The sequence below is a fragment of the Achromobacter sp. 2789STDY5608615 genome (assembly GCF_001298995.1).
Classification (GTDB): domain Bacteria; phylum Pseudomonadota; class Gammaproteobacteria; order Burkholderiales; family Burkholderiaceae_B; genus Achromobacter; species Achromobacter insuavis.
On the sequence record NZ_CYTY01000013.1, the window covers coordinates 158,332 to 176,630 of the forward strand.

The 18,299-nt window shown below is 67.7% G+C and carries 18 protein-coding genes and 1 pseudogene; 10 read left to right on the plus strand and 9 right to left on the minus strand.

Features of this window, described 5'->3' with window-relative positions; all coding sequences use genetic code 11:
* Positions 1-30: 30 nt before the first annotated feature.
* From nrfD to AOZ49_RS13870, 7 genes and pseudogenes are all read right to left on the minus strand, one after another.
* A complete protein-coding gene (gene nrfD / locus AOZ49_RS13840; protein ID WP_054475913.1) occupies positions 31-1,065 on the minus strand; it encodes an NrfD/PsrC family molybdoenzyme membrane anchor subunit in 1,035 nt (344 codons plus the stop codon).
* A 13-nt stretch (positions 1,066-1,078) separates the two neighbouring features.
* A complete protein-coding gene (dsrO, locus tag AOZ49_RS13845; RefSeq protein WP_054475915.1) occupies positions 1,079-1,846 on the minus strand; it encodes a sulfate reduction electron transfer complex DsrMKJOP subunit DsrO in 768 nt (255 codons plus the stop codon).
* Positions 1,847-1,933: 87 nt separating this feature from the next.
* Positions 1,934-2,563: a tetratricopeptide repeat protein gene (locus tag AOZ49_RS13850; RefSeq protein WP_156350144.1), complete on the minus strand. Its 630-nt coding sequence runs from the start codon at positions 2,561-2,563 to the stop codon at positions 1,934-1,936.
* Positions 2,542-3,243 (minus strand): molecular chaperone TorD, encoded by a 702-nt coding sequence (torD, locus tag AOZ49_RS13855; RefSeq protein WP_231690342.1) that lies wholly within the window; start codon positions 3,241-3,243, stop codon positions 2,542-2,544. The genes AOZ49_RS13850 and torD overlap by 22 nt, the downstream gene beginning before the upstream one ends.
* 338 nt (positions 3,244-3,581) lie before the next feature.
* Positions 3,582-5,783 (minus strand): annotated as a pseudogene (gene torA, locus AOZ49_RS13860) (trimethylamine-N-oxide reductase TorA); the annotation flags it as partial.
* 7 nt (positions 5,784-5,790) lie between these two features.
* On the minus strand, positions 5,791-7,011 hold the full coding sequence (gene torC / locus AOZ49_RS13865; RefSeq protein WP_054432211.1) for a pentaheme c-type cytochrome TorC: 1,221 nt from the start codon (positions 7,009-7,011) through the stop codon (positions 5,791-5,793).
* Between the two features lie 37 nt (positions 7,012-7,048).
* Entirely contained in the window at positions 7,049-7,234 is a 186-nt protein-coding gene (locus AOZ49_RS13870; protein ID WP_054432212.1) for a hypothetical protein, read from the minus strand.
* 376 nt (positions 7,235-7,610) lie between these two features.
* Here AOZ49_RS13870 and ccmA point away from each other — a divergent pair, with 376 nt between their 5' ends.
* The 9 genes from ccmA to ccmI are packed head-to-tail and all read left to right on the plus strand — an operon-like array spanning position 7,611 to position 14,438.
* Entirely contained in the window at positions 7,611-8,237 is a 627-nt protein-coding gene (gene ccmA / locus AOZ49_RS13875) for a cytochrome c biogenesis heme-transporting ATPase CcmA (RefSeq protein ID WP_054475918.1), read from the plus strand.
* Complete coding sequence (ccmB, locus tag AOZ49_RS13880) at positions 8,234-8,974, plus strand: heme exporter protein CcmB (protein WP_082380440.1); 741 nt, start codon at positions 8,234-8,236, stop codon at positions 8,972-8,974. Before ccmA ends, ccmB begins: the two co-directional genes overlap by 4 nt.
* Positions 8,975-8,979: 5 nt before the next feature.
* Positions 8,980-9,804 (plus strand): heme ABC transporter permease CcmC, encoded by an 825-nt coding sequence (gene ccmC / locus AOZ49_RS13885; RefSeq protein WP_054475957.1) that lies wholly within the window; start codon positions 8,980-8,982, stop codon positions 9,802-9,804.
* Positions 9,804-9,992 (plus strand): heme exporter protein CcmD, encoded by a 189-nt coding sequence (gene ccmD, locus AOZ49_RS13890; protein WP_054432214.1) that lies wholly within the window; start codon positions 9,804-9,806, stop codon positions 9,990-9,992. Before ccmC ends, ccmD begins: the two co-directional genes overlap by 1 nt.
* On the plus strand, positions 9,992-10,438 hold the full coding sequence (gene ccmE, locus AOZ49_RS13895; RefSeq protein ID WP_054475920.1) for a cytochrome c maturation protein CcmE: 447 nt from the start codon (positions 9,992-9,994) through the stop codon (positions 10,436-10,438). The genes ccmD and ccmE overlap by 1 nt, the downstream gene beginning before the upstream one ends.
* Entirely contained in the window at positions 10,435-12,429 is a 1,995-nt protein-coding gene (locus tag AOZ49_RS13900) for a heme lyase CcmF/NrfE family subunit (protein WP_054475922.1), read from the plus strand. The genes ccmE and AOZ49_RS13900 overlap by 4 nt, the downstream gene beginning before the upstream one ends.
* Positions 12,426-12,959, plus strand: a complete 534-nt coding sequence (locus tag AOZ49_RS13905) for a DsbE family thiol:disulfide interchange protein (RefSeq protein ID WP_054475924.1) — start codon at positions 12,426-12,428, stop codon at positions 12,957-12,959. The genes AOZ49_RS13900 and AOZ49_RS13905 overlap by 4 nt, the downstream gene beginning before the upstream one ends.
* Positions 12,949-13,524 (plus strand): cytochrome c-type biogenesis protein, encoded by a 576-nt coding sequence (locus AOZ49_RS13910; RefSeq protein ID WP_082380441.1) that lies wholly within the window; start codon positions 12,949-12,951, stop codon positions 13,522-13,524. The genes AOZ49_RS13905 and AOZ49_RS13910 overlap by 11 nt, the downstream gene beginning before the upstream one ends.
* On the plus strand, positions 13,521-14,438 hold the full coding sequence (gene ccmI, locus AOZ49_RS13915; RefSeq protein WP_054475926.1) for a c-type cytochrome biogenesis protein CcmI: 918 nt from the start codon (positions 13,521-13,523) through the stop codon (positions 14,436-14,438). Before AOZ49_RS13910 ends, ccmI begins: the two co-directional genes overlap by 4 nt.
* Before the next feature lie 66 nt (positions 14,439-14,504).
* Here the strand turns inward: ccmI and AOZ49_RS13920 are convergent, their stop codons facing one another.
* Positions 14,505-15,047 (minus strand): DNA-deoxyinosine glycosylase, encoded by a 543-nt coding sequence (locus AOZ49_RS13920; protein ID WP_082380442.1) that lies wholly within the window; start codon positions 15,045-15,047, stop codon positions 14,505-14,507.
* Between the two features lie 341 nt (positions 15,048-15,388).
* On the opposite strand from AOZ49_RS13920, the gene AOZ49_RS13925 reads away from it, so the two are divergent.
* The gene (locus AOZ49_RS13925) at positions 15,389-16,252 is read left to right on the plus strand and encodes a pirin family protein (protein WP_054475928.1); all 864 of its coding nucleotides are present in this window, start codon (positions 15,389-15,391) and stop codon (positions 16,250-16,252) included.
* A gap of 274 nt (positions 16,253-16,526) precedes the next feature.
* Here AOZ49_RS13925 and AOZ49_RS13930 read toward each other — a convergent pair whose 3' ends face one another.
* Complete coding sequence (locus AOZ49_RS13930; protein WP_054475930.1) at positions 16,527-17,840, minus strand: phospholipase D family protein; 1,314 nt, start codon at positions 17,838-17,840, stop codon at positions 16,527-16,529.
* Between the last annotated feature and the right edge of the window lie 459 nt (positions 17,841-18,299).

Below are 18,299 nucleotides of genomic sequence, written 5' to 3' on the forward strand. Positions count from 1 at the left end.
TCGATGCGAATTCGTGTCGGGCCGGCGCCCTCAGGCGGCCAGGCCGCGGGTGCGGGCCGGGAACAGTTCCAGCGCGTAGGTCACGGCGGCGACCAGCGCGGCGCACAGGCCCAGCACGCCGATCATGCCGAGCAGGCCGTCGCTGCCCCAGGGCATGTCGTACAGGTACAGGCCGGCGCCATACTTGGGCACGCCCTGCACGCTCATGAACACCACCCAGCGGAAGATCCAGGCGGCGGCCAGCATGGTCAGCGCCAGCGCCGCCGACGGCAGCGGCGCCGCCAGCGCGCGCGGCGCGCGTTGCAGCAGCGCGATCATGCAGAACCCGGTGGCCACGGCGCCGGCCAGGCTGGCGCGCCATACCGGGAATTCGCCGAACAGGCGCAACGCGGCATCGAACGAAGGGTCCTGGCCGAGCAGGCCCAGCAGCACCCAGGCGCCCGCGCCGATCAGCATCATCACCACCGCCGTCACGCTCAGGCGGCGCAGCAGCTCGGCCGGCAGCGCCTTCAGGCCGCCCGGCAGCCAGCGCGCCACCAGGAACATCGCCCCCAGCGCCCCCAGCCACGCGGTCAGCGCGAAATTCAGCGGCAGGAACGGCGTGTGCCACAGCGGCCGCGCCCGCAGCACCATCACCTCGGCGCCGGTGTAGACCAGGATCGACACCGCCGACAGCGCCAGCGCGATGCCCAACAGCCGCACCCAGACCATGCGCCCCCACCACCGGGCGGCGCAGAACAGCACCGCCAGTCCGGTGAAGACCGGCAGCAGCAACGCCCCCAGCCACATCCACGACCACGGCGTCAGCCGGGTATAGAAATGCCAGAACCGGCCCGGCTGGTGCAGGTCGGCCAGCAGCGACACGGGCGCCGCGATGGCGCACACCAGCAACACGGTGACCGCGGCCGGCAGCAGGCGGCGCGCCGACGAGCCGGCCTCGCCAAAGGCGGCGCCGGCGGCGGTCAACGCCGCGGTCGCGGCGATGCCGATAAGGAAAAAGTACTGCACGGCCCACGGCAGCCAGGCGGCGTCGTAGACCGGCGTCAGCAATTCAGTGATCTGCATGGCGCTCCCCTTCTCAATGGCCACCGGCCAGCCGCACGCCGGCCTGGCCGTCGATCTGGTGTACGAAGGCATCGGGCAGGCCGATGTAATAGACGTGCGGATCGGTCTTCATCTCGGGCTTGAGCACCTTGATGTCGGCGCGGTGCTCAGCCAGCCGTTGCGAGATGGCGCTGTCGGGATCGTTCAGGTCGCCGATGACGCGGGCGCCGCCCACGCAGCTTTCGACGCAGGCCGGCAGCAGGCCGGCTTCGAGCCGGTGCTCGCAGAAGGTGCACTTGTCGGCGGTCTGGGTGTCGTGGTTGATGAAGCGGGCGTCATACGGACAGGCCTGCACGCAATAGCCGCAGCCGACGCAGCGCTGGTTGTCGACCAGCACGATGCCGTCCTCGCGCTGGAACGTGGCCTGCACCGGACAGACCGGCACGCAGGGCGGGTTGTCGCAGTGGTTGCACAGGCGCGGCAGCATCACCATGGCACAGGGGCTGCCGCTGTCGGGCTGGACTTCGTATTGCAGAACGGTGGTGCGGAACTGGCCGACCGGCGGCAGGTTCTCGAGCGAACAGCTGACCGTACAGGACTGGCAGCCGATGCATTTGCGCAGGTCGACGAGCATGCCGTAGCGCTTGCCGGGGATGCCGGGACGACGAGGGGGTTGCTGGTTGATGCCGGTGCCGGCTTCGGCACGGATGGGGATGATGGTGGCGGCGGCGCTCAGGCCGAGCAGGTTCTTCAGGAAACCGCGTTTGCCCGGGAGGGGGACTTCGGGTGGGGGGTGAGGCACAGACTTCTCCGCGAATTGTGTTGTTGTGGCATTAACTTATCGCTTTTGGTTATATAGAGAGTTGATACGGGTCAATGGGGGACGGGTTTATTTAGGAATTGTCTTAGCCTGCGCGGTCGTGACCATCGGGTCCGGGAGGCGGGCGATCTGCGCGCGGACCCATTCAAGGTCCTCGTCGTCCAGGCCGCCCTGGGTCAGGACGCGCTCCCAGGTGCGCCGGGCAAGTCCGAAGTCGCCTCGCTCGTAGGCCGAGGCACCCTTGAGCATCAGGGCGTTGGCGTGGGACGGGTCGGCCGCCAGGGCGCGCTGCAGGAGCTCATCGGGCTTGCCGGAAAAGCCGCCTCGGTAAATGGCGAGGGTGGCGGCGAACAGGGCCAGTTCGTCGGGGTCGTCCTGCACCAGGGGCCACGCCTTGCCGAAGGCGTGGACGGCGTCGGCATGGCGGCCCATGGCGCGATAGCCGTGCGCGAGCAGCCGCTGGGCGGCGTAGTCCTGCGGCGCCTGGGCGGTGCGTTGCTCCAGGCGAGTGACCGCGGCGATGAGCTGGGCGACGTCGCCGCTTTCACGGAAGGCGACGGCCGGGTCGCGGGATGACCAGAACTGCACCGCGCCATAGCAGGTCAACGCGCCGGCCACGAGCACGATGGCCACGCGGCGCGACGGCCGCGCCGCGCGCAGCATGCGCCGCGTCAGGCTCAGCGGAAGGTGTTCAGGCATTCCAGGTCCACGCGCACGAAGGCGGCCAGCAAGGCGCCCACGGCCGGGTAGAAACGGAAGGCCAGGCCATCGACCGCGTCCATCCGGGCCTGCCAGGCCGCCAGCCAGGACGTCAGGGCGGATTCGATGAATGCCGCCTGATCGCGCGCCTGCGCCGTGATGTCCGCGGCGCGGTCGCACGCCTTGGTCCACCACGACAGCAACGCCAGGATGACGGACAGGTGGTCTTCCGGTTCCTTGAACTGTTCATCGAGGCGCAACTGACTGGACGCCAGGAACGACCGCATCAACTGCGCCGGCTTGCCATAGAGCAGCCCCCCCCCGTCGCCCAGGTAGTACGAGGCATAGGGGATCGGGCAATGCCGCCCTTCCAGCAGGAACAGCGCGGCAAAGTCGGCGGCGTTCTCCAGCAAGGCATCACCGTGTTGCGCCCACTCCCGCAGCACGCCGTCCACCGCCTCGGCCTCCCGCGCCAGCCCCAGGTTCGAAAAGACGGACAGCAGTGGCTCGACGCCGCCCGCCAGGTAAAGCGCCATGGCTTCACGGCCCAGCTCCTTGGCGAAGACCGTCGAAAACCAGCCATAGATTTGCGACCGCGCATGGGAGATAGCGGCCCAATCCAGATCGATACGAGCGTTATCCAATTGATGCTCCAGGAAAACCGGGTGCCGGCCGGGCACGCGCGCGGATGGCGGCCCGGCGATTGCGTCAATGCCCCGCCAGGACCTTGCCGCCGATGTCCACCTCGATGGGGCCGCCGAACGCAGTCACCGCGGGCGCGGCTCCCTGGAACAGCTCGATTTCCACCAGGCAGGTATTGGCGCTCGGCGCCTGCGCCAGTTCGGAGGTGCCGATGTCCAGCGTCAGCGTGTTGGGATCCCCGTAGGTATCCAGCGCGCCGATCTCGGGGCCGGTGGGCCCGTACCAGGCCCCTTCCTGGATGCGGACGACGCCCGGCGGGAAGTTGGCGGAAATGGACGCCCCCCGCCAGCAACTGGCCCCGGCCGTTGAAGACGCGCACCAGGTCTCCGTGCCTGATGCCGCGCCGTTTGGCATCCTCGGGGCTGAGGTAGACCGGCTCGCGCCCCTGGATCGTGTAGGTCGCGCGTCGCGTCGGCGATTCGCAGGTCTGCGAATGCAGGCGGGTATCCGGGTGCGCCGATTGCAGCCAGAGCGGATACTTGTCCGAATGCGGCCCGTTGTGGGAACGCTCGGCCTTTTCCATCCAGACCGGATGCCCCTTGCAGTCGCGGTAACCGAACCCCGCGATCTTGCGGCTGTAGATCTCGATGAACCCGGACGGCGTGCCCAGCGCGTTGACCTCCGGGTCCTCGCGGAAATCGGCGTGCCGCACCCAGGGCTGGCCTTCGGGGAACAGCACATAGCCTGTCTCCCAGAATTCGGCGAACGGCGGCATCGCATACCCCTTGCCGGCGTTTTCCTTGCGGCAGTCTTCGTACAGCGATTCGACCCACTGCATCTCGCTCATGTTGCGGGTGTATTCGACGTCGCGCTGCATGCGCTTGCAGAAGTCCGTCCAGATGTCGAAATCCGAGCGCGAGTGATACAGCGGATCGACCAGCTTGTGCATGGCGATCACGCCGCGGTTCGAATATGAGCCATACGCGTCGATGTCATTGCGCTCGTACGGCGTGCAGGCCGGCAGCACGATATCGGCGAAACGGCAGGTGGCGGTCCAGTTGTAGTCGATGGCCACCACCGTCTCGAGCTTCTGGTAGGCCGCCTTCATCCGGTTGCGGTCCTGCTGCCGGTGCCACTGGTTGCACCCCGAGAACAGGGCCACCTTGTACGGCGGCAGTTTCACCTTGTGCCCGTTGAAGTTGATTTCCTTGCCCGGCTCCAGCAGTGCGTCGATGACGCGGGACACCGGCACGACGGCGCTGTATCCCTGGTAGTCGCCGTTCTCGTGGCGGGGCGTGCGCCCGGTATCCAGATTCAGGGGAAAGGCGCCAGGCATCGACGCGCCGGAGGACGACACGCCCACCGAACTGTAGTGATGCGAAAAGCTGATGCCGCCGCCGGGCAGGCCGATCTGGCCCAGCATCGCCGCCAGGATGGCGCCCATCCAGTAGGGTTGCTCGCCATGCTGCTGGCGCTGTATCGCCCAGCCGAACATCAGCTGGGTGCGATGGGCCGCCATCAGGCGCGCCAGTTCGCGTATCCGCGCCGCCGGCACGCCGCAGATGGACTCGGCCCATTCCGGCGTTCTTTCGATCTTGTCCTCGGTCTTGCCATCCAGGTAGGCGGTGAATTCGTCGAAGCCCACCGCATAGGTCTCGAGGAACTTCTTGTCGTGCAGACCTTCCTTCCACAGCGTATGGGCGATACCCAGCATGAAGGCCACGTCCGTCAGCGGGTTGACATACTGCTGCTCGCACTCCAGGTAATTGCGCGTCTTGCTTTTCACCGGATCGACGCAGATCACCTGGATCTCGTTGTTGGCCACCTTCTGCTTCAACTGCTCGAAGTACGCGTAGGCCTCGTGCGTCTCGGTGTTCCAACCCACCTGCAGGTTCTTGATCGGATCGCTCGCCCAGAAAACCAGTACCTGGGTTTCCTTGAGGATGATGTCCCAGGACGTGCCCTGCGAATACACCTCGGTCGACCCCAGCACGTAAGGCAATATGGTCTGCCCGGCGCCGGTCGAGTAATCGCCCGCCGTCCCCACGCTGTAGCTGTGCATCCCCATGGCCCGCAGCATATGGTTGCCGCAGCTGTGCATCAGCCCCACCGAACGCCAGCCCACGTTGCCCACGTGCAGCGCCCACGGTCCGTAGTCCTTCTGGACCCGCTCGACCTCGCTATAGACCAGGTCCAGCGCCTCGTCCCACCCCACCCGGATGAAGCGGTTGTCGCCGCGCAGGCCGCCGGACTGGCCGCGCTTGCGGTACCAGTCCAGCCGCACCATGGGATAGCGCACCCGCGAGGCGCTGTACAGCACGTCGAGCGTGCCATCGAGGATCGGCGTCGGGTGCTTGTCGAACTCGAACGGCTTGATTTCGACCACGCGGCCGGCCACGACGCGCGCCCGGAAGGCGCCCCAGTGGGCGCCGGAAAATCGCCAGCGCCCGGGGCCGGCATCGCCCGATGCCCCCTGCGCGGCGCGCACCACATTGCCATTGCGCAACAGCGGCGGGATGGCGAAAGAACCCAGCGAAGCGGCGATACCGCCCATGAACCGGCGACGGGAAATCTTCATGACTATCTCAGTGGGCCGAGGCCACACCGTCCTTTACAACGAAATCAGAGGAATGCAATTGCAGATACTTCAGGACCAGCTTCGCGGTCGGGTCGTCCATGTTGGTGAATCCGACCATGCCGCCAAACAGCCCGGGCCATTGGTTGGCGTCGTGCGAAGCCTCGTTCGGCTGGCGATGGCACACGCTGCAGCTTTGCGAATAGCTCTGCCGGGCCACACCCCAGATCGGCTCGACGTTGTCGACCAGCCCGCCGCCGCGCAGCCAGACCGTGGCGGAAATCTTCTGCCACTCCAGGCCGGTGACCTTGTCGACCTGGGTCTCGAGCACGTGGATCAGGTCATCGTCCCGCGAGACCTCCTTGGCCAGCACGGCGCTGGTGATGTTCAGGCCGAAGCGGCCGTACAACACGCGCGCATACCCCTTGTTCTTCCGCCAGAGCTGCAGCTCGACCTGCACCGCGTCGTTCTTTTTCTGCAGCACCTTGGCGTCGGTGGCGATCTCGATGGCGCCGATCTCCCGCGTCAGTTCCGGGTCCGCGTAGAGCGGCTGGGGCATGACGCTGTAATAGCGCTTGCCGGTCTCGATGGCCGCGCCGCGGGCCTCGGATGTGAGCGCCGCCAGCGCCGGATTGCCCTGCGACTTGACCTCGGGCAGGTGGTGCGCGATGCCCTTGTGGCAGTCGACGCAGCTGGCGTTGCGTTCCGCCGCGCCATGCATGATGGTCTGCGACGTCACGCGCATCTTGTCGAAGTCCATGCTGGCGTAGTCATGGCAGTTGCGGCATTCCTTGGAGTTGTTGGCCTTGAAGCGGGCCCACTCGCGCGTGGCGAGCACGATGCGGTGCTCCTTGAATTTCTCGGGCGTGCCGATGGTTCCCATCAGATGCCCCAGCACCTCGCGCGAGGCCTGCATCTTGCGCGCCACCTTGGACGTGAAGTCGTGCGGCACGTGGCAATCGGGACAATGGGCGCGCACCCCCGAGCGGTTCTTCCAGTGCACCGTCTGCTTCAGCTCGGGCAGCACCGTGTCGCTCATCGAGTGGCACGAGATACAGAAGGCCTCGGAATTGGTGGCGTTCATGCCGGTATTGAACAGCGCGAGGAACGTCACGCCGCCGATGAATCCACCGATGACCAGGACGCCCAGTCCGATTCTGGTGGAGGGGCGCAGCAACAACGCGAGCACCCAGTGAATTGCAGTCTTGACTGCCTTGAAGCGATTTTTCATGTGTAGGCCCAACCGGCTGGTTTCTCGGATTTCGTTTTCAGGCCGGCGGGCCCCAAAACAGAATCTGTCCGAACCACACGATGAATCCAAACACGCAGATCATCAGGAAGGCCACGACGGGACATGCGACGAAGGCCAGCGACAGGAATTTCGCCCACTCCGCGGCCATGCCGGTTTGATGCTTTGATTTGTTTTTCACTGGATACGACTTTGCAAATTTCATCTACGACCGGCCGCGCGCCGTGCGCTTGCACGACGCGGGACCGCTACAACCAGCGCGGCCTGTGGCCAGACCGTCGCCTTTTTTTATTTGACGCGACGGTGCGACATTCATGTTGATCTCGGTCAATCGTCGACCCCGCAACACGGCCTCAGCGGAACAACTCGGACCGATCCGAATCGGCCACCCGCCAGCAGTTGAATTCGCGCGAACCGCGGGCATTTTTGCCTACAGGTAAATCAGTCCGACAAAGTCGAAAAACGGCCTGAACGGGGCAAACCGGCGGCGCGGATTATTTAATATCCCACTCCGTTGTCGGCGTCGCGCCACCTTGGCCAAGCGGGGGTTGTTTACATGAATATCTGGATGGGCGCCGGCCATGCTTGAAGCACGCGATCTCACCTGTTCGAAAGGGGACCGCCTGCTGTTCCCGCCCCTGTCGTTCCAATTGCGGGCCGGGCAGATGCTGCGCGTGGTCGCGCCCAACGGCCATGGCAAGACCAGCCTGCTGCGCACCCTGTGCGGCCTGGCCCGCGCGGATAGCGGCGCGGTGTGGTGGCGCGGCACGGACATCCAGCGCCTGGGCGCCGGCTTCCGCCAGCATCTGCTCTACCTCGGCCATGCCGATGCGCTCAACGACCTGCTGACGCCGCTGGAAAACCTGCGCCTGCTCTGCCAGGCCCAGGCCCAGCCCGCGACGGCGGCGGCCTGTCGGGACGCGCTCTGCCGGATGGGCCTGGAAGCCGGGCTCGACCTGCCCGTGGGCGTCCTGTCGCAAGGCCAGCGGCGGCGCGCCGTGCTGGCGCGGCTGCTGCTGCATCCGGCGCGTGCACTGTGGTTGCTGGATGAACCCTTCACCGCGCTCGACGCCGCCACCGTGGCGCACCTTGCGCGCCTCCTGACGCGTCATTGCGATGACGGCGGACGGGTCGTCCTGACCACCCACCAGGACGTGCCGCTCGAGCGCGCGCCGCGCGTGCTCGACCTGGCCGGAGGCACGGCATGAAGCCGTCCGCCCAGCCCGCCTCCCAGGCCGCGCCCGCAACCGCCGCGTCCCGGTCCGCCGCATCGCTGTGGTCCACCCCCTTCTTCGCCGTTCTGCGGCGAGACCTGCTGCTCGCCTGCCGGGCGCGGGCCGACCTCGTCGTCTCCCTGCTTTTTTTCGTGCTGGTCGCCTGCCTGTTTCCCCTGGCCGTGGGCGCCGACGCCGCGCGCCTGCGGGCGATGGCGCCCGGGATACTGTGGGTCGCCGCCCTGCTGTCGGCCTTGTTGTCGCAACACCGGCTGTTCGCGCAGGACCACGCCGACGGCGCGCTCGAACAATGGCTGCTGTCGCCCGAGCCCGCCGCGCTATGGGTGCTGGCCAAGATCCTCGCGCACTGGATCGGAACCGGTCTGCCTTTGGTGCTGATGGCGCCGGCCATGGGCCTGCTGTTTGACCTGAGTCAGTGTTCCCGCTGGACCCTGTCGATATCGTTCGCGCTGGGAACGCCGGTACTGGCGCTGCTGGGCGCCCTCGGCGCCGCGCTGACATTGGGACTGCGCGGCGGCGGCGTGCTGCAGGCCCTGCTGCTGCTGCCCCTGTTCGCGCCGGTGCTGATCTTCGGCGCCGGATCGGTCACGGCGTGCGCGGCGGGCCAGGTCCCCGCAACGCCGTTCCTGCTGCTCGGCGCCGCGCTGCTGGCGGCGCTGGCCCTGGTTCCTCCCGCTTGTGCGCTGGCACTGCGGTTCGCCGTCGAATGATGAAGATGCACAGACCGTCCCCCGACCTTCCCGCCCCGCCGCGCCGACCCGCGCGCCTGCTGCGATTCGCCGCGCCGCAGGTCTTCTATCCGCTGGCGGGCAGGCTCATCCCCTGGTGCGCGGCCCTGGCCGCCCTGTTCGGCCTGGCGGCGTGCTGGACCGGCTTTTTCGTCGCGCCCACCGATGCGACCCAGGGCGAGGTCTACCGCATCATCTTCATCCATGTGGCCGCCGCCTGGATGTCCATGTTCGTCTATCTGTTGATGGCCTTCTGGTCGGCGCTCGGCCTGATCCTGCAGACCCGCCTGTCCTTCATCATGGCCCGCGCCCTGGCGCCCACCGGCGCGATGTTCTGCTTCGTCGCGCTCTGGAGCGGCGCGTTGTGGGGACGGCCGGCCTGGGGCGCCTACTGGGTCTGGGATGCCCGCCTGACCTCGCAACTGCTGCTGTTCTTCCTGTACCTGGGCTACCTGGCGCTCACCGCCCTGCATGCCGATCCGCGCCGCGGCGACCGCGCCGGGGCCCTGCTCGCCCTGGTCGGCGCCATCAACGTTCCCGTCATCTACTTCTCGGTGACGTGGTGGAACACGCTGCACCAGGGCGCTTCGGTCAGCCTGACCCGGGCGCCCTCGATGGCGACCACCATGCTGGTCGCCATGCTGCTCATGACGCTCGCCGCCTGGGCCTACACGGCGGCCATCGCGCTGATGCGCGCGCGCACCTTGATCCTGGAGCGGGACTGCCACGCCGGCTGGGTCCGGGACCTGATCGAGCCGCGCGGCATCCCGGACAGCAAGGACGCGCGCGCCCTCAAGCAAGGAGCGGCCTGATGCAATGGGAATCCTGGGCCGCGTTCTGGCACATGGGCGGCAGCGGCGCCTTCGTCTGGGGCAGCTACGGCGCGCTGGCCCTGCTGGCGCTGGCCGAGTGCGTGGCGCTGGCGCGCCGCCGCCGCCGCGCGATCCGCCGCATCGCCGCGCGCCATCGCGCCCGCCGCGCCCCCGGGGAACCGCTTTGATGCCCCCGCGCCGCAAACGCCTGTTCCTGCTGCTCGGGGCGCTGGCGCTGCTGGCGTCGGCCGTCGCCCTGATGCTGACGGCGATGCGCCAGAACCTGGTGTTCTTCCATACCCCCAGCGAGATCGCCCGCGGCGAGGCCCCGCGCGAACGGCTGCTGCGCATCGGCGGCCTGGTGCAGGCCGGATCGCTGCGGCGCCAGGCCGATGGCCTGACCGTCCGCTTCGTCATCACCGACACCGCCCGCAGCGTGCCCGTGACCTACCGCGGGTCCTTGCCCGACCTGTTCCAGGAAGGCAAGGGCGTGGTGGCCCAGGGCATGCTGGGCGGCGACGGGGTGTTCGTCGCCACCAGCGTGCTCGCCCGCCACGACGAAAACTACACCCCGGTCGAGGCGCAACATGCCCTCGACCGCGCCCACGACGCCGAAAAGACGCTACAGCGATGATTGCGGAACTGGGCCATTTCTCGCTGATGATCGCGTTCGCCCTGGCGCTGGTCCAGGCCATCCCGCCCCTGTATGGCGCCTGGCGCGGCCGCGCCGCGCTGATGACGGTCGGCCGCGCCGCCGCGCGCGGGCAGTTGCTCTTCATCCTGCTGTCCTATGCCTGCCTGAACCTGCTGTTCATCGGCAATGATTTCTCGGTGCGGCTGGTCGCCGCCAACTCGCACACCCAGACCCCGCTGATCTACCGCATCACCGGCGTCTGGGGCAACCACGAAGGGTCCATGCTGTTGTGGATCGTCTCGCTGTCGCTATGGACGGCGGCGGTCACGCGGTTCAGCCGCCACCTGCCCGAAGCCTTCATGGCGCGGGTGCTCGGCATCATGGGCTGCGTCAGCGCCGGCTTCATCGCCTTCACGCTGCTGACCTCCAACCCCTTCGAACGACTGCTGCCCGCGCCCGCCCAGGGCAACGACCTGAACCCGATGCTGCAGGACCCGGGCATGATCATCCACCCGCCCCTGCTGTACCTGGGCTACGTCGGCTTCAGCGTCGCCTTTGCCTTCGCCATCGCCGCCTTGCTCACGGGTCGCCTGGACGCGGCCTGGGCGCGCTGGTCGCGGCCCTGGACCGTGGCCGCCTGGGTCCTGCTGACGGCGGGGATCACGGTCGGATCGAGCTGGGCCTACTACGAACTGGGCTGGGGCGGCTGGTGGTTCTGGGACCCGGTGGAAAACGCCTCGTTCATGCCGTGGCTGCTGGGCACCGCCCTGATCCATTCACTCGCCGTGACCGAAAAGCGCGGGGCGTTCCGCAGCTGGACCGTGCTGCTGGCCATCGGCGCCTTCTCGCTGTCGTTGCTGGGCACCTTCCTGGTCCGTTCCGGCGTGGTCACCTCGGTGCACGCCTTTGCCACCGATCCGGCGCGCGGCCTGTTCATCCTGTGCCTGCTGGTCGCGGTGATCGGCGCGTCGCTGATCCTGTTCGCCTGGCGCGCGCCAAGGCTGCAGGGCGGCGGCAGCTTCCAGCTGATATCACGCGACGCCGCCTTGCTGGCCAACAACGCGCTGCTGGCGGTCGCCTGCGCCGCGGTGCTGCTGGGCACCCTGTATCCGCTGTTCCTGGACGCGCTCGACCTGGGCAAGATCTCGGTCGGTCCGCCCTACTTCGACTCGACGTTCGTGCCCTTGATGACGCCGGTGCTGGCGCTGGTCGTGCTGGGCACCTTCGTGCGCTGGAAGGCAGATACCGGGCAACGGCTGGCGCGGCGCCTGGGGCCCACACTGCTGGCGAGCGTCTTGATGGCGATGGGCCTGGCGGGCGGACTCGGGCATTTCACCTGGCGCACCTGCCTGGGCCTGTTCCTGGCGGCCTGGCTCGTCCTGGGCAGCGCGCAACTGCTCAGGGACCGCCTCGCCAGCGGCGCCCGAGCCGCGCTGGCGACGCGCCTGCGCGGCATTCCCGCGGCCTGGTGGGGCATGTGGCTGGCCCATCTCGGCCTGGGCATGTTCGTCATCGGCGTCACCATGGTCAACAGTTTCCAGTCCAGCCTGGACGTGAAGATGCTGCCCGGGCAGACCGCGCAATTGGCCGGATACACCTTTACTTTCGACGGCGTGCGGCAGGAACAAGGCCCCAACTGGGTCGCGGCGCGCGCCACGCTCGAGGTCGCGCGCAACGGCCGCCACGTCGCGACCCTGCGGCCCGAAACGCGCACCTACGTGGCGCACGCCATGCCGATGACGCAATCGGCCATCGACGTCGGCCCGCTGCGCGACGTGTACACCGCCCTGGGCGAACCGCTGCCCGACGGCAGCTGGATCGTCAATCTCTTCCACAAGCCGTTCATCAGCTGGATCTGGGCCGGCTGCGGCCTGATGATCCTGGGCGGCCTGTGCGCGGCCAGCGACCGGCGCTACCGCAAACTGGCGCAACGGGACGTTGGCGGCGCCGCCCGGGCGGTCCCGGACGCGGGCACGGCGGGCGCGCCATGAAGCTCAGGTTCCTCATCCCTTTCCTGCTGTTCCTGGGGCTGGCCGGTTTTCTCGCCGTGGGCCTGGGCCGCGATCCGCGTGAACTGCCATCGCCCCTCATCGCGCAGCCCGCGCCGCCCTTCCGCCTGCCGCGGCTGGACGCGCCGCAACGCCACTTCGGCCTGGACGACATGCGCGGCAAGGTCTGGCTGTTCAACGTCTGGGCCAGCTGGTGCGTCGCCTGCCGCGCCGAGCACGCCGTGCTGCTGCGCGCCGCCCGCGACGGCCGCATCCCCCTCATCGGCCTCGACTACAAGGACGACGCCGCCGACGCGCGCGCCTGGCTGGCGCGGCTGGGCAATCCCTACGACGTCTCGGTGGCCGACCCGGACGGCAGGCTCGGCATCGACTACGGCGTCTACGGCGTGCCCGAAACCTTCCTGATCGACGCTCGCGGCATCATCCGCTACAAGCATATCGGCCCCATCACCCAGGACGTGCTCGACAACATCCTGATGCCGCGGGCGCGGGAGGCGCGGAATGAACCCTGATCGCGCCGTTTCACTGCGCCCCGGCCTGCGCGCGGCACCGGCCCGCCAGCCCGGCCCGGCACGGCACCGCGCCCGCGCCTGGGCGGCCGCGCTGGCGTTGACCCTGGCCTGCGGCGCCCAGGCGGCCAACGAAGCCCCCGCCGCCGCGCCGGACCCGGCGCTGGAGGCTCGCGTCCAGGCCTTCACCCGGGACCTGCGCTGCCTGGTGTGCCAGAACGAATCCCTGGCCGACTCGCGCGCGCCGCTGGCGCGTGATCTACGCCGGGAAGTGCGCGCGCTTTTCGTGGCGGGCCGCGGCGAGGCGCAGGTGCGCCAGTTCCTGGTGTCGCGCTACGGCGACTTCGTGCTCTACGATCCGCCGCTCAAAGCCAGCACCGCGCTGCTCTGGACCGGCCCCGGGCTGTTGCTGGCCGCGGCGCTGGGCGGCCTGCTGTGGCGCTTGCGACGCCATGCGCGTCATGCCGAGGCCCCCTTGGGCGAGACCGACGCCGCCGAGGCCAGGATCCTGCTGGCCGACGAGGCCGCGCCACGGGCCGATCCCTGCCATCAGGAGCGCCAACCTTGACGCTGTTTGTCATCATGGCGGCCGCCCTGGTCCTGCTCGCCCTGCTCTTCGTCCTGCCGCCCCTGTTGGGATCGGGCGCCCCCTCCGCCTCCGAGACGCCACGCCAGGCGCAGGCATCATTGCGGGTCCTGCGGGAACAATGGGCGCAACTGCGCGCCGACCACGCCGGCGGCCGCATCGCGGCGGCCGACTACACCCTGGCCCGCGCCGAGCTGGAACGGCGCGCGCTGCGGGAAGGCCGCGCCACCGATGCCCCCGCCGATACACGGCCCGCGCGGCGCTGGGCCGCGGCCATCGCGCTGCTGCTGCCCCTGATCACCGCCGCCCTGTACGGCGCGCTGGGCACTCCCGCCGGCATCACGGCCGGCCGCGCCGGCGGCGATCGCATGGTCACCGCCAATGCGGACCATGACGCCCCCGGCCAGATGACCGATCTGCTGGCCGGCCTGATCCAGCGCCTCGAAGCTAACCCCGCCGACCCTGCCGGCTGGACCATGCTGGCCAACACCTACCTGACCCCGGAGGATTTTGCCGGCGGCGCGGCGACCTGGCGGCGCATCGGCGCCAAGGCGCCGGACGACCCCACGGTGCTGGCCGACTGGGCCGACATCCTGGCCACCGCCGCGAACGGCGATTTCACCGGCGAACCCGACCGGCTGATCGGCCGCGTGCTGGCGCGCGCGCCCGATGACGTGAAAGGCCTGGCCCTGGCCGGCACCAGCGCATTCTTCCGGCACGACTATCCGGCGGCCATCGGTTACTGGGAGCGCCTGCTGACCCGGGTCGACCCCGACGACCCGGTCCACGCGCAGGTCCAGGCCAGCCTGGACGAGGCCCGGCAACAGCTCGGCCCCTCGCTGGACACGGCAACACCCTCGAACGGCGTACGCGCTGCAGCACCCGCCGTCCGCTGAGCAAGAATCCCTCGTGGCCGCCGCCCGGCCCGCCGCCGGCCGCACCCCGTATCAATCGCCGCGCACTCACCCGGGCGGCGTCAACGCCTCGCGCCAGACGGCCAGCTTCTTCTCGAACGACGCGGCGGCATGCGCCGGGCTGGTGGAAGGCAGGTCGAGGTAATGCAGCGCCAGGCCCGACAGCCCCGGCAGGACATGGCGCCGAAACAGCGCGGCGGCCTTGGCGCCGTTGAAGCAAATGCGGATCAGGCGCGGGTGGGCCTGGAGAAAGGCGGCGAAGTCGTTGGGGACCAGGGTGTCGGCGCGGATGTCGGCGTCCAGGCTGCCTGGGCGCTCGCAGGCCTGCAGCACGTCCCAGAGGGCGACGCCGGCCTGTTGCAGGGCTCGCAGGCGCGCGGGGTAGTCGGCGGCGACGTCGAAGCCCAGGACCTGGGCGGCGATCGGCCAGAAGGCGTTGCGCGGATGGGCGTAATAGCGCGCCTGCCTGAGCGACGCGACGCCGGGCATGGAGCCCAGCACCAGGATGCGGGCGTCGGCGGCGGCGACCGGGGCGAAGCCCTGGACGCGGGCGGATCGGTCGGCTCCGGCGGTATCGGCTTGTCGTTGCATGGCGCAAGGATACCCCGGTCTTGCGCGCCCTCCTCCCCAGGCGGACGCGGCCGCTGGCGGCGATGCCGGTCCCCGCACTTGCCGCGAGTGTGCTTCAAATATTCCTCGGGTGCGCTTCAGATGTGCCTCGGGCGTGCCTCAGGTGTGCCTTGGGTGTGCCTCAGGCGTACATTGGGTGTGCCTCGCGACACTGGCATCAAAAAACACCTCAGAAATTTCCGCCGTCCTATTTGTAGAACAGTGCTTACCAATCGCGGGGACTACCGAAAGCGGCCCCGCGCCCTTATCTTGATAGGTATGACGAACGGCCCCGCAGGGGCCGCGCAACAGGAATGACGATCATGAAGAAGATTCTGGGTGTGCATGCCAGCCCGCGTCCCCACTGGGTCGGCGACGGCTTTCCGGTGCGCTCGATGTTCTCGTACAACGACAAGGGCAAGAACGTCAGCCCGTTCCTGCTCCTGGACTACGCCGGCCCGGCGCAATTCGCGCCGGCCACGCAACCGCGCGGCGTCGGCCAGCATCCGCACCGCGGCTTCGAGACCGTGACCATCGTCTACAGCGGCGAGGTCGAGCACCGTGACTCCACCGGCAACGGCGGCGTCATCGGGCCCGGCGACGTCCAGTGGATGACGGCCGCCTCGGGCATCCTGCATGAAGAGTTCCACTCCCCCGCGTTCACCCGCAAGGGCGGCGAGCTGGAGATGGTGCAGCTGTGGGTCAACCTGCCCGCCAAGGACAAGAAGGCGCCGGCCGGCTACCAGAGCCTGCTGAATGCGGAGATCCCGGTGGTGTCGTTGCCCGACGATGCCGGCTCGCTGCGCGTCATCGCCGGCAGCTACGGCGGCCAGACCGGCCCGGCCCGCACCTTCACGCCGATCGACGTGTGGGACGTGCGCCTGTCCGCCGGCAAGACCGCGACCTTCGCGATCCCGGCGGGCCGCAACAGCATGCTGGTGATGCTGCGCGGCACGGTGCTGGTCAACGGCGAAGCCGTCGCGCGCGACGCGCAGCTGACGCTGTTCGCGCAGGACGGTGACGAGATCACGGTCGAAGCCAACAACGACGCCGTGTTCCTGGTGTTGAGCGGTGAGCCGATCGACGAGCCCGTGGTGGGATATGGGCCGTTTGTGATGAATTCACAGGCGGAGATCGTCGAGGCGATCCAGGATTTCAATGCCGGGAAGTATGGGCAGATGCATTGAAGGGGCGGGACCGGCGGTGGTTCGCCGGTCCTGCTGAATGAGGCCGCGTTTCCTGGGTTGGGGAACGCGGCTTTTTTTTGGGGCGATGGCGTGGCGTGGGAGTCGCGTTACAACCCTTTGCAGCCACTCGTTGCGTAATTGCACGACAGGCAGAAATCGGAGCACAGCGGTCACCTGACATTGTTTTGCTGGTCCATGCTCACGACCATCAAGATTAGAGAATCGCAGGAGGGGCGACTGGGCCAGTTGTGGGAATCGCCCCAGCCAAGCCGTACTACGCCGATGGAGGTCGGTAGGACGGATCGGCCTCGAACAAGTTGAAGCGCGCGCAATCGAGGTCGTTCTTGTTGAACAGTGGGGCGAAACACGTTTCGAGCATGATGCTTTCGAATGACAGGTGCAGCGCCCCGTGCTTCGCGAGGCTTTTCAAGCCGCTCTTGATGTCCGAGTTGGGCTTCACTAGCCGCTTAGCCAGAATGACAGGCGGATACATCTTTAGCAGGCCCTCAATCGGTGTCTTCACGTACTTCTTCGAAAGCGAAATGTCCATCGCCTCACGGATGCGCGCGCCGAATTCCCGGACCAGCGCCTCAGCCGATTCGGCGGGGCGGGCGGCGGTGGCGGTATGCCGTGCGGCCTCGCTCATCGCACGCAGGAACGCGGGTAGGCGCGGCAGCGTGGGATCGACCGACCATGTTTTGTGATGGTCGAGAAATTCCGGGAATTCGCCCGAGTTCAGCACTGCATACAACGCATGCCTCGCCGCGTCGGTGATCTCGAACGGCGGAGGGAGCTCGGCCCGGCCGGTTCGCTCGACCGCGACCTTCGTGTAGGGCCCCTCCTGCGCGCCCCCCCCCTCGACCACCTCGTCGATATGCAGCCAGTAGGGGCGGTAGCGTTCGTCCGGGTGCCCGTTGCTGCTCGGCGTCCAGCAGAGAATCCAGCGGTCAGGCCGCACCATATCGGATTCGAGGAACGACAGTGAGTTGTTAACCGTCCCGGGCGAGACGATCTGATCGGTGTAAGCGATGTCGCCGAGCACCCAGCACACGTAAATTTCATCGGCGGACACCGGTCGGTAAGCGTCCAATGCCGTGGCCCGCGCATCGTTGCGAATTACGCCCTGCTTGATCGCGCGATCCCAAAGCGTGCGCAGTTCAGCGAGGCGCGCGAGTTTAGCCGAAGTGGTCGGATAGGCCATGGCTGCCTGCCGCCGGTAGTCATCCAGCCGCGCGCGCAACTCTACTAGCGCCCGCGCATCCTCGACGAGGAACCCTGCTTCCTGTAGCCCTTCGGCGCTCAGGCCGTTAGCCGTCAAGTTGAAGCTGCCGACCGCCGCACTGCGCTCTCCGAGGTAAATCTTGGCATGCAAGTTGTCGAGGAAATGGACGTGTTCCCAGCCGATCGCCTCGGCGAGCTCGACGATCGCGGCAGGGTTCGTACCGACAGTCGGAGATAGCACGATGTCTTGGAGCTTCTCGGGAAGGATATAGGTCTTCCAATCGATGCCGACGTAGGCAACTGCAATCTGGCTCGGCGAAATCTCACGCAGCCCGCACTGAATGTCGCTGCCGTGAATGAACTTCATAATTCGGGGACCTCTTATGGCTCAATATGTTGTCGTGGCGACCTCGACGGGCCTGTCACCGATCGGATTTAGCATGCGACACGCTCCGGGGGGAGGCGACCTCGCGAACTCGATGCCGTCAGCCACCCTGACAGCTGGGCTGACGACGTGCGATGCGGCTGACACGATACCTTACTAGTGTGTCATTCCCGATGGCAGCGAGAGACTGCAACTTGAGATGTTGAATGGATGGCCGCTTTGGGATTGCTGCTGACATTCAAATGTCGGAGCGGGTCGTCCAGTGGACGACTCAAGATGGCCGTAAGCAGTCCTTGCTAGATAACATCAGCACCCCACATCAAACCAGTCTAGCGCTTTCCCAGCAGCCACCGCGGGCCACCTCAGACAAACCCGATTTCCCCCACCCCCCGCCCATCCCCCCCACCCCATCGACTATAAAAACAAACCAATTCCCATTCG

Excerpts from the sequence above, each read along its gene's own strand:
- nrfD (WP_054475913.1), bottom strand. The coding sequence starts at position 1,065 with ATGCAGATCACTGAATTGCTGACGCCGGTCTACGACGCCGCCTGGCTG.
- AOZ49_RS13850 (WP_156350144.1), bottom strand. The coding sequence starts at position 2,563 with ATGCCTGAACACCTTCCGCTGAGCCTGACGCGGCGCATGCTGCGCGCG.
- torC (WP_054432211.1), bottom strand. The coding sequence starts at position 7,011 with ATGAAAAATCGCTTCAAGGCAGTCAAGACTGCAATTCACTGGGTGCTC.
- AOZ49_RS13870 (WP_054432212.1), bottom strand. The coding sequence starts at position 7,234 with ATGAAATTTGCAAAGTCGTATCCAGTGAAAAACAAATCAAAGCATCAA.
- ccmA (WP_054475918.1), top strand. The coding sequence starts at position 7,611 with ATGCTTGAAGCACGCGATCTCACCTGTTCGAAAGGGGACCGCCTGCTG.
- ccmB (WP_082380440.1), top strand. The coding sequence starts at position 8,234 with ATGAAGCCGTCCGCCCAGCCCGCCTCCCAGGCCGCGCCCGCAACCGCC.
- ccmC (WP_054475957.1), top strand. The coding sequence starts at position 8,980 with ATGCACAGACCGTCCCCCGACCTTCCCGCCCCGCCGCGCCGACCCGCG.
- ccmD (WP_054432214.1), top strand. The coding sequence starts at position 9,804 with ATGCAATGGGAATCCTGGGCCGCGTTCTGGCACATGGGCGGCAGCGGC.
- ccmE (WP_054475920.1), top strand. The coding sequence starts at position 9,992 with ATGCCCCCGCGCCGCAAACGCCTGTTCCTGCTGCTCGGGGCGCTGGCG.
- AOZ49_RS13900 (WP_054475922.1), top strand. The coding sequence starts at position 10,435 with ATGATTGCGGAACTGGGCCATTTCTCGCTGATGATCGCGTTCGCCCTG.
- AOZ49_RS13905 (WP_054475924.1), top strand. The coding sequence starts at position 12,426 with ATGAAGCTCAGGTTCCTCATCCCTTTCCTGCTGTTCCTGGGGCTGGCC.
- AOZ49_RS13910 (WP_082380441.1), top strand. The coding sequence starts at position 12,949 with ATGAACCCTGATCGCGCCGTTTCACTGCGCCCCGGCCTGCGCGCGGCA.
- AOZ49_RS13920 (WP_082380442.1), bottom strand. The coding sequence starts at position 15,047 with ATGCAACGACAAGCCGATACCGCCGGAGCCGACCGATCCGCCCGCGTC.
- AOZ49_RS13925 (WP_054475928.1), top strand. The coding sequence starts at position 15,389 with ATGAAGAAGATTCTGGGTGTGCATGCCAGCCCGCGTCCCCACTGGGTC.
- AOZ49_RS13930 (WP_054475930.1), bottom strand. The coding sequence starts at position 17,840 with ATGAAGTTCATTCACGGCAGCGACATTCAGTGCGGGCTGCGTGAGATT.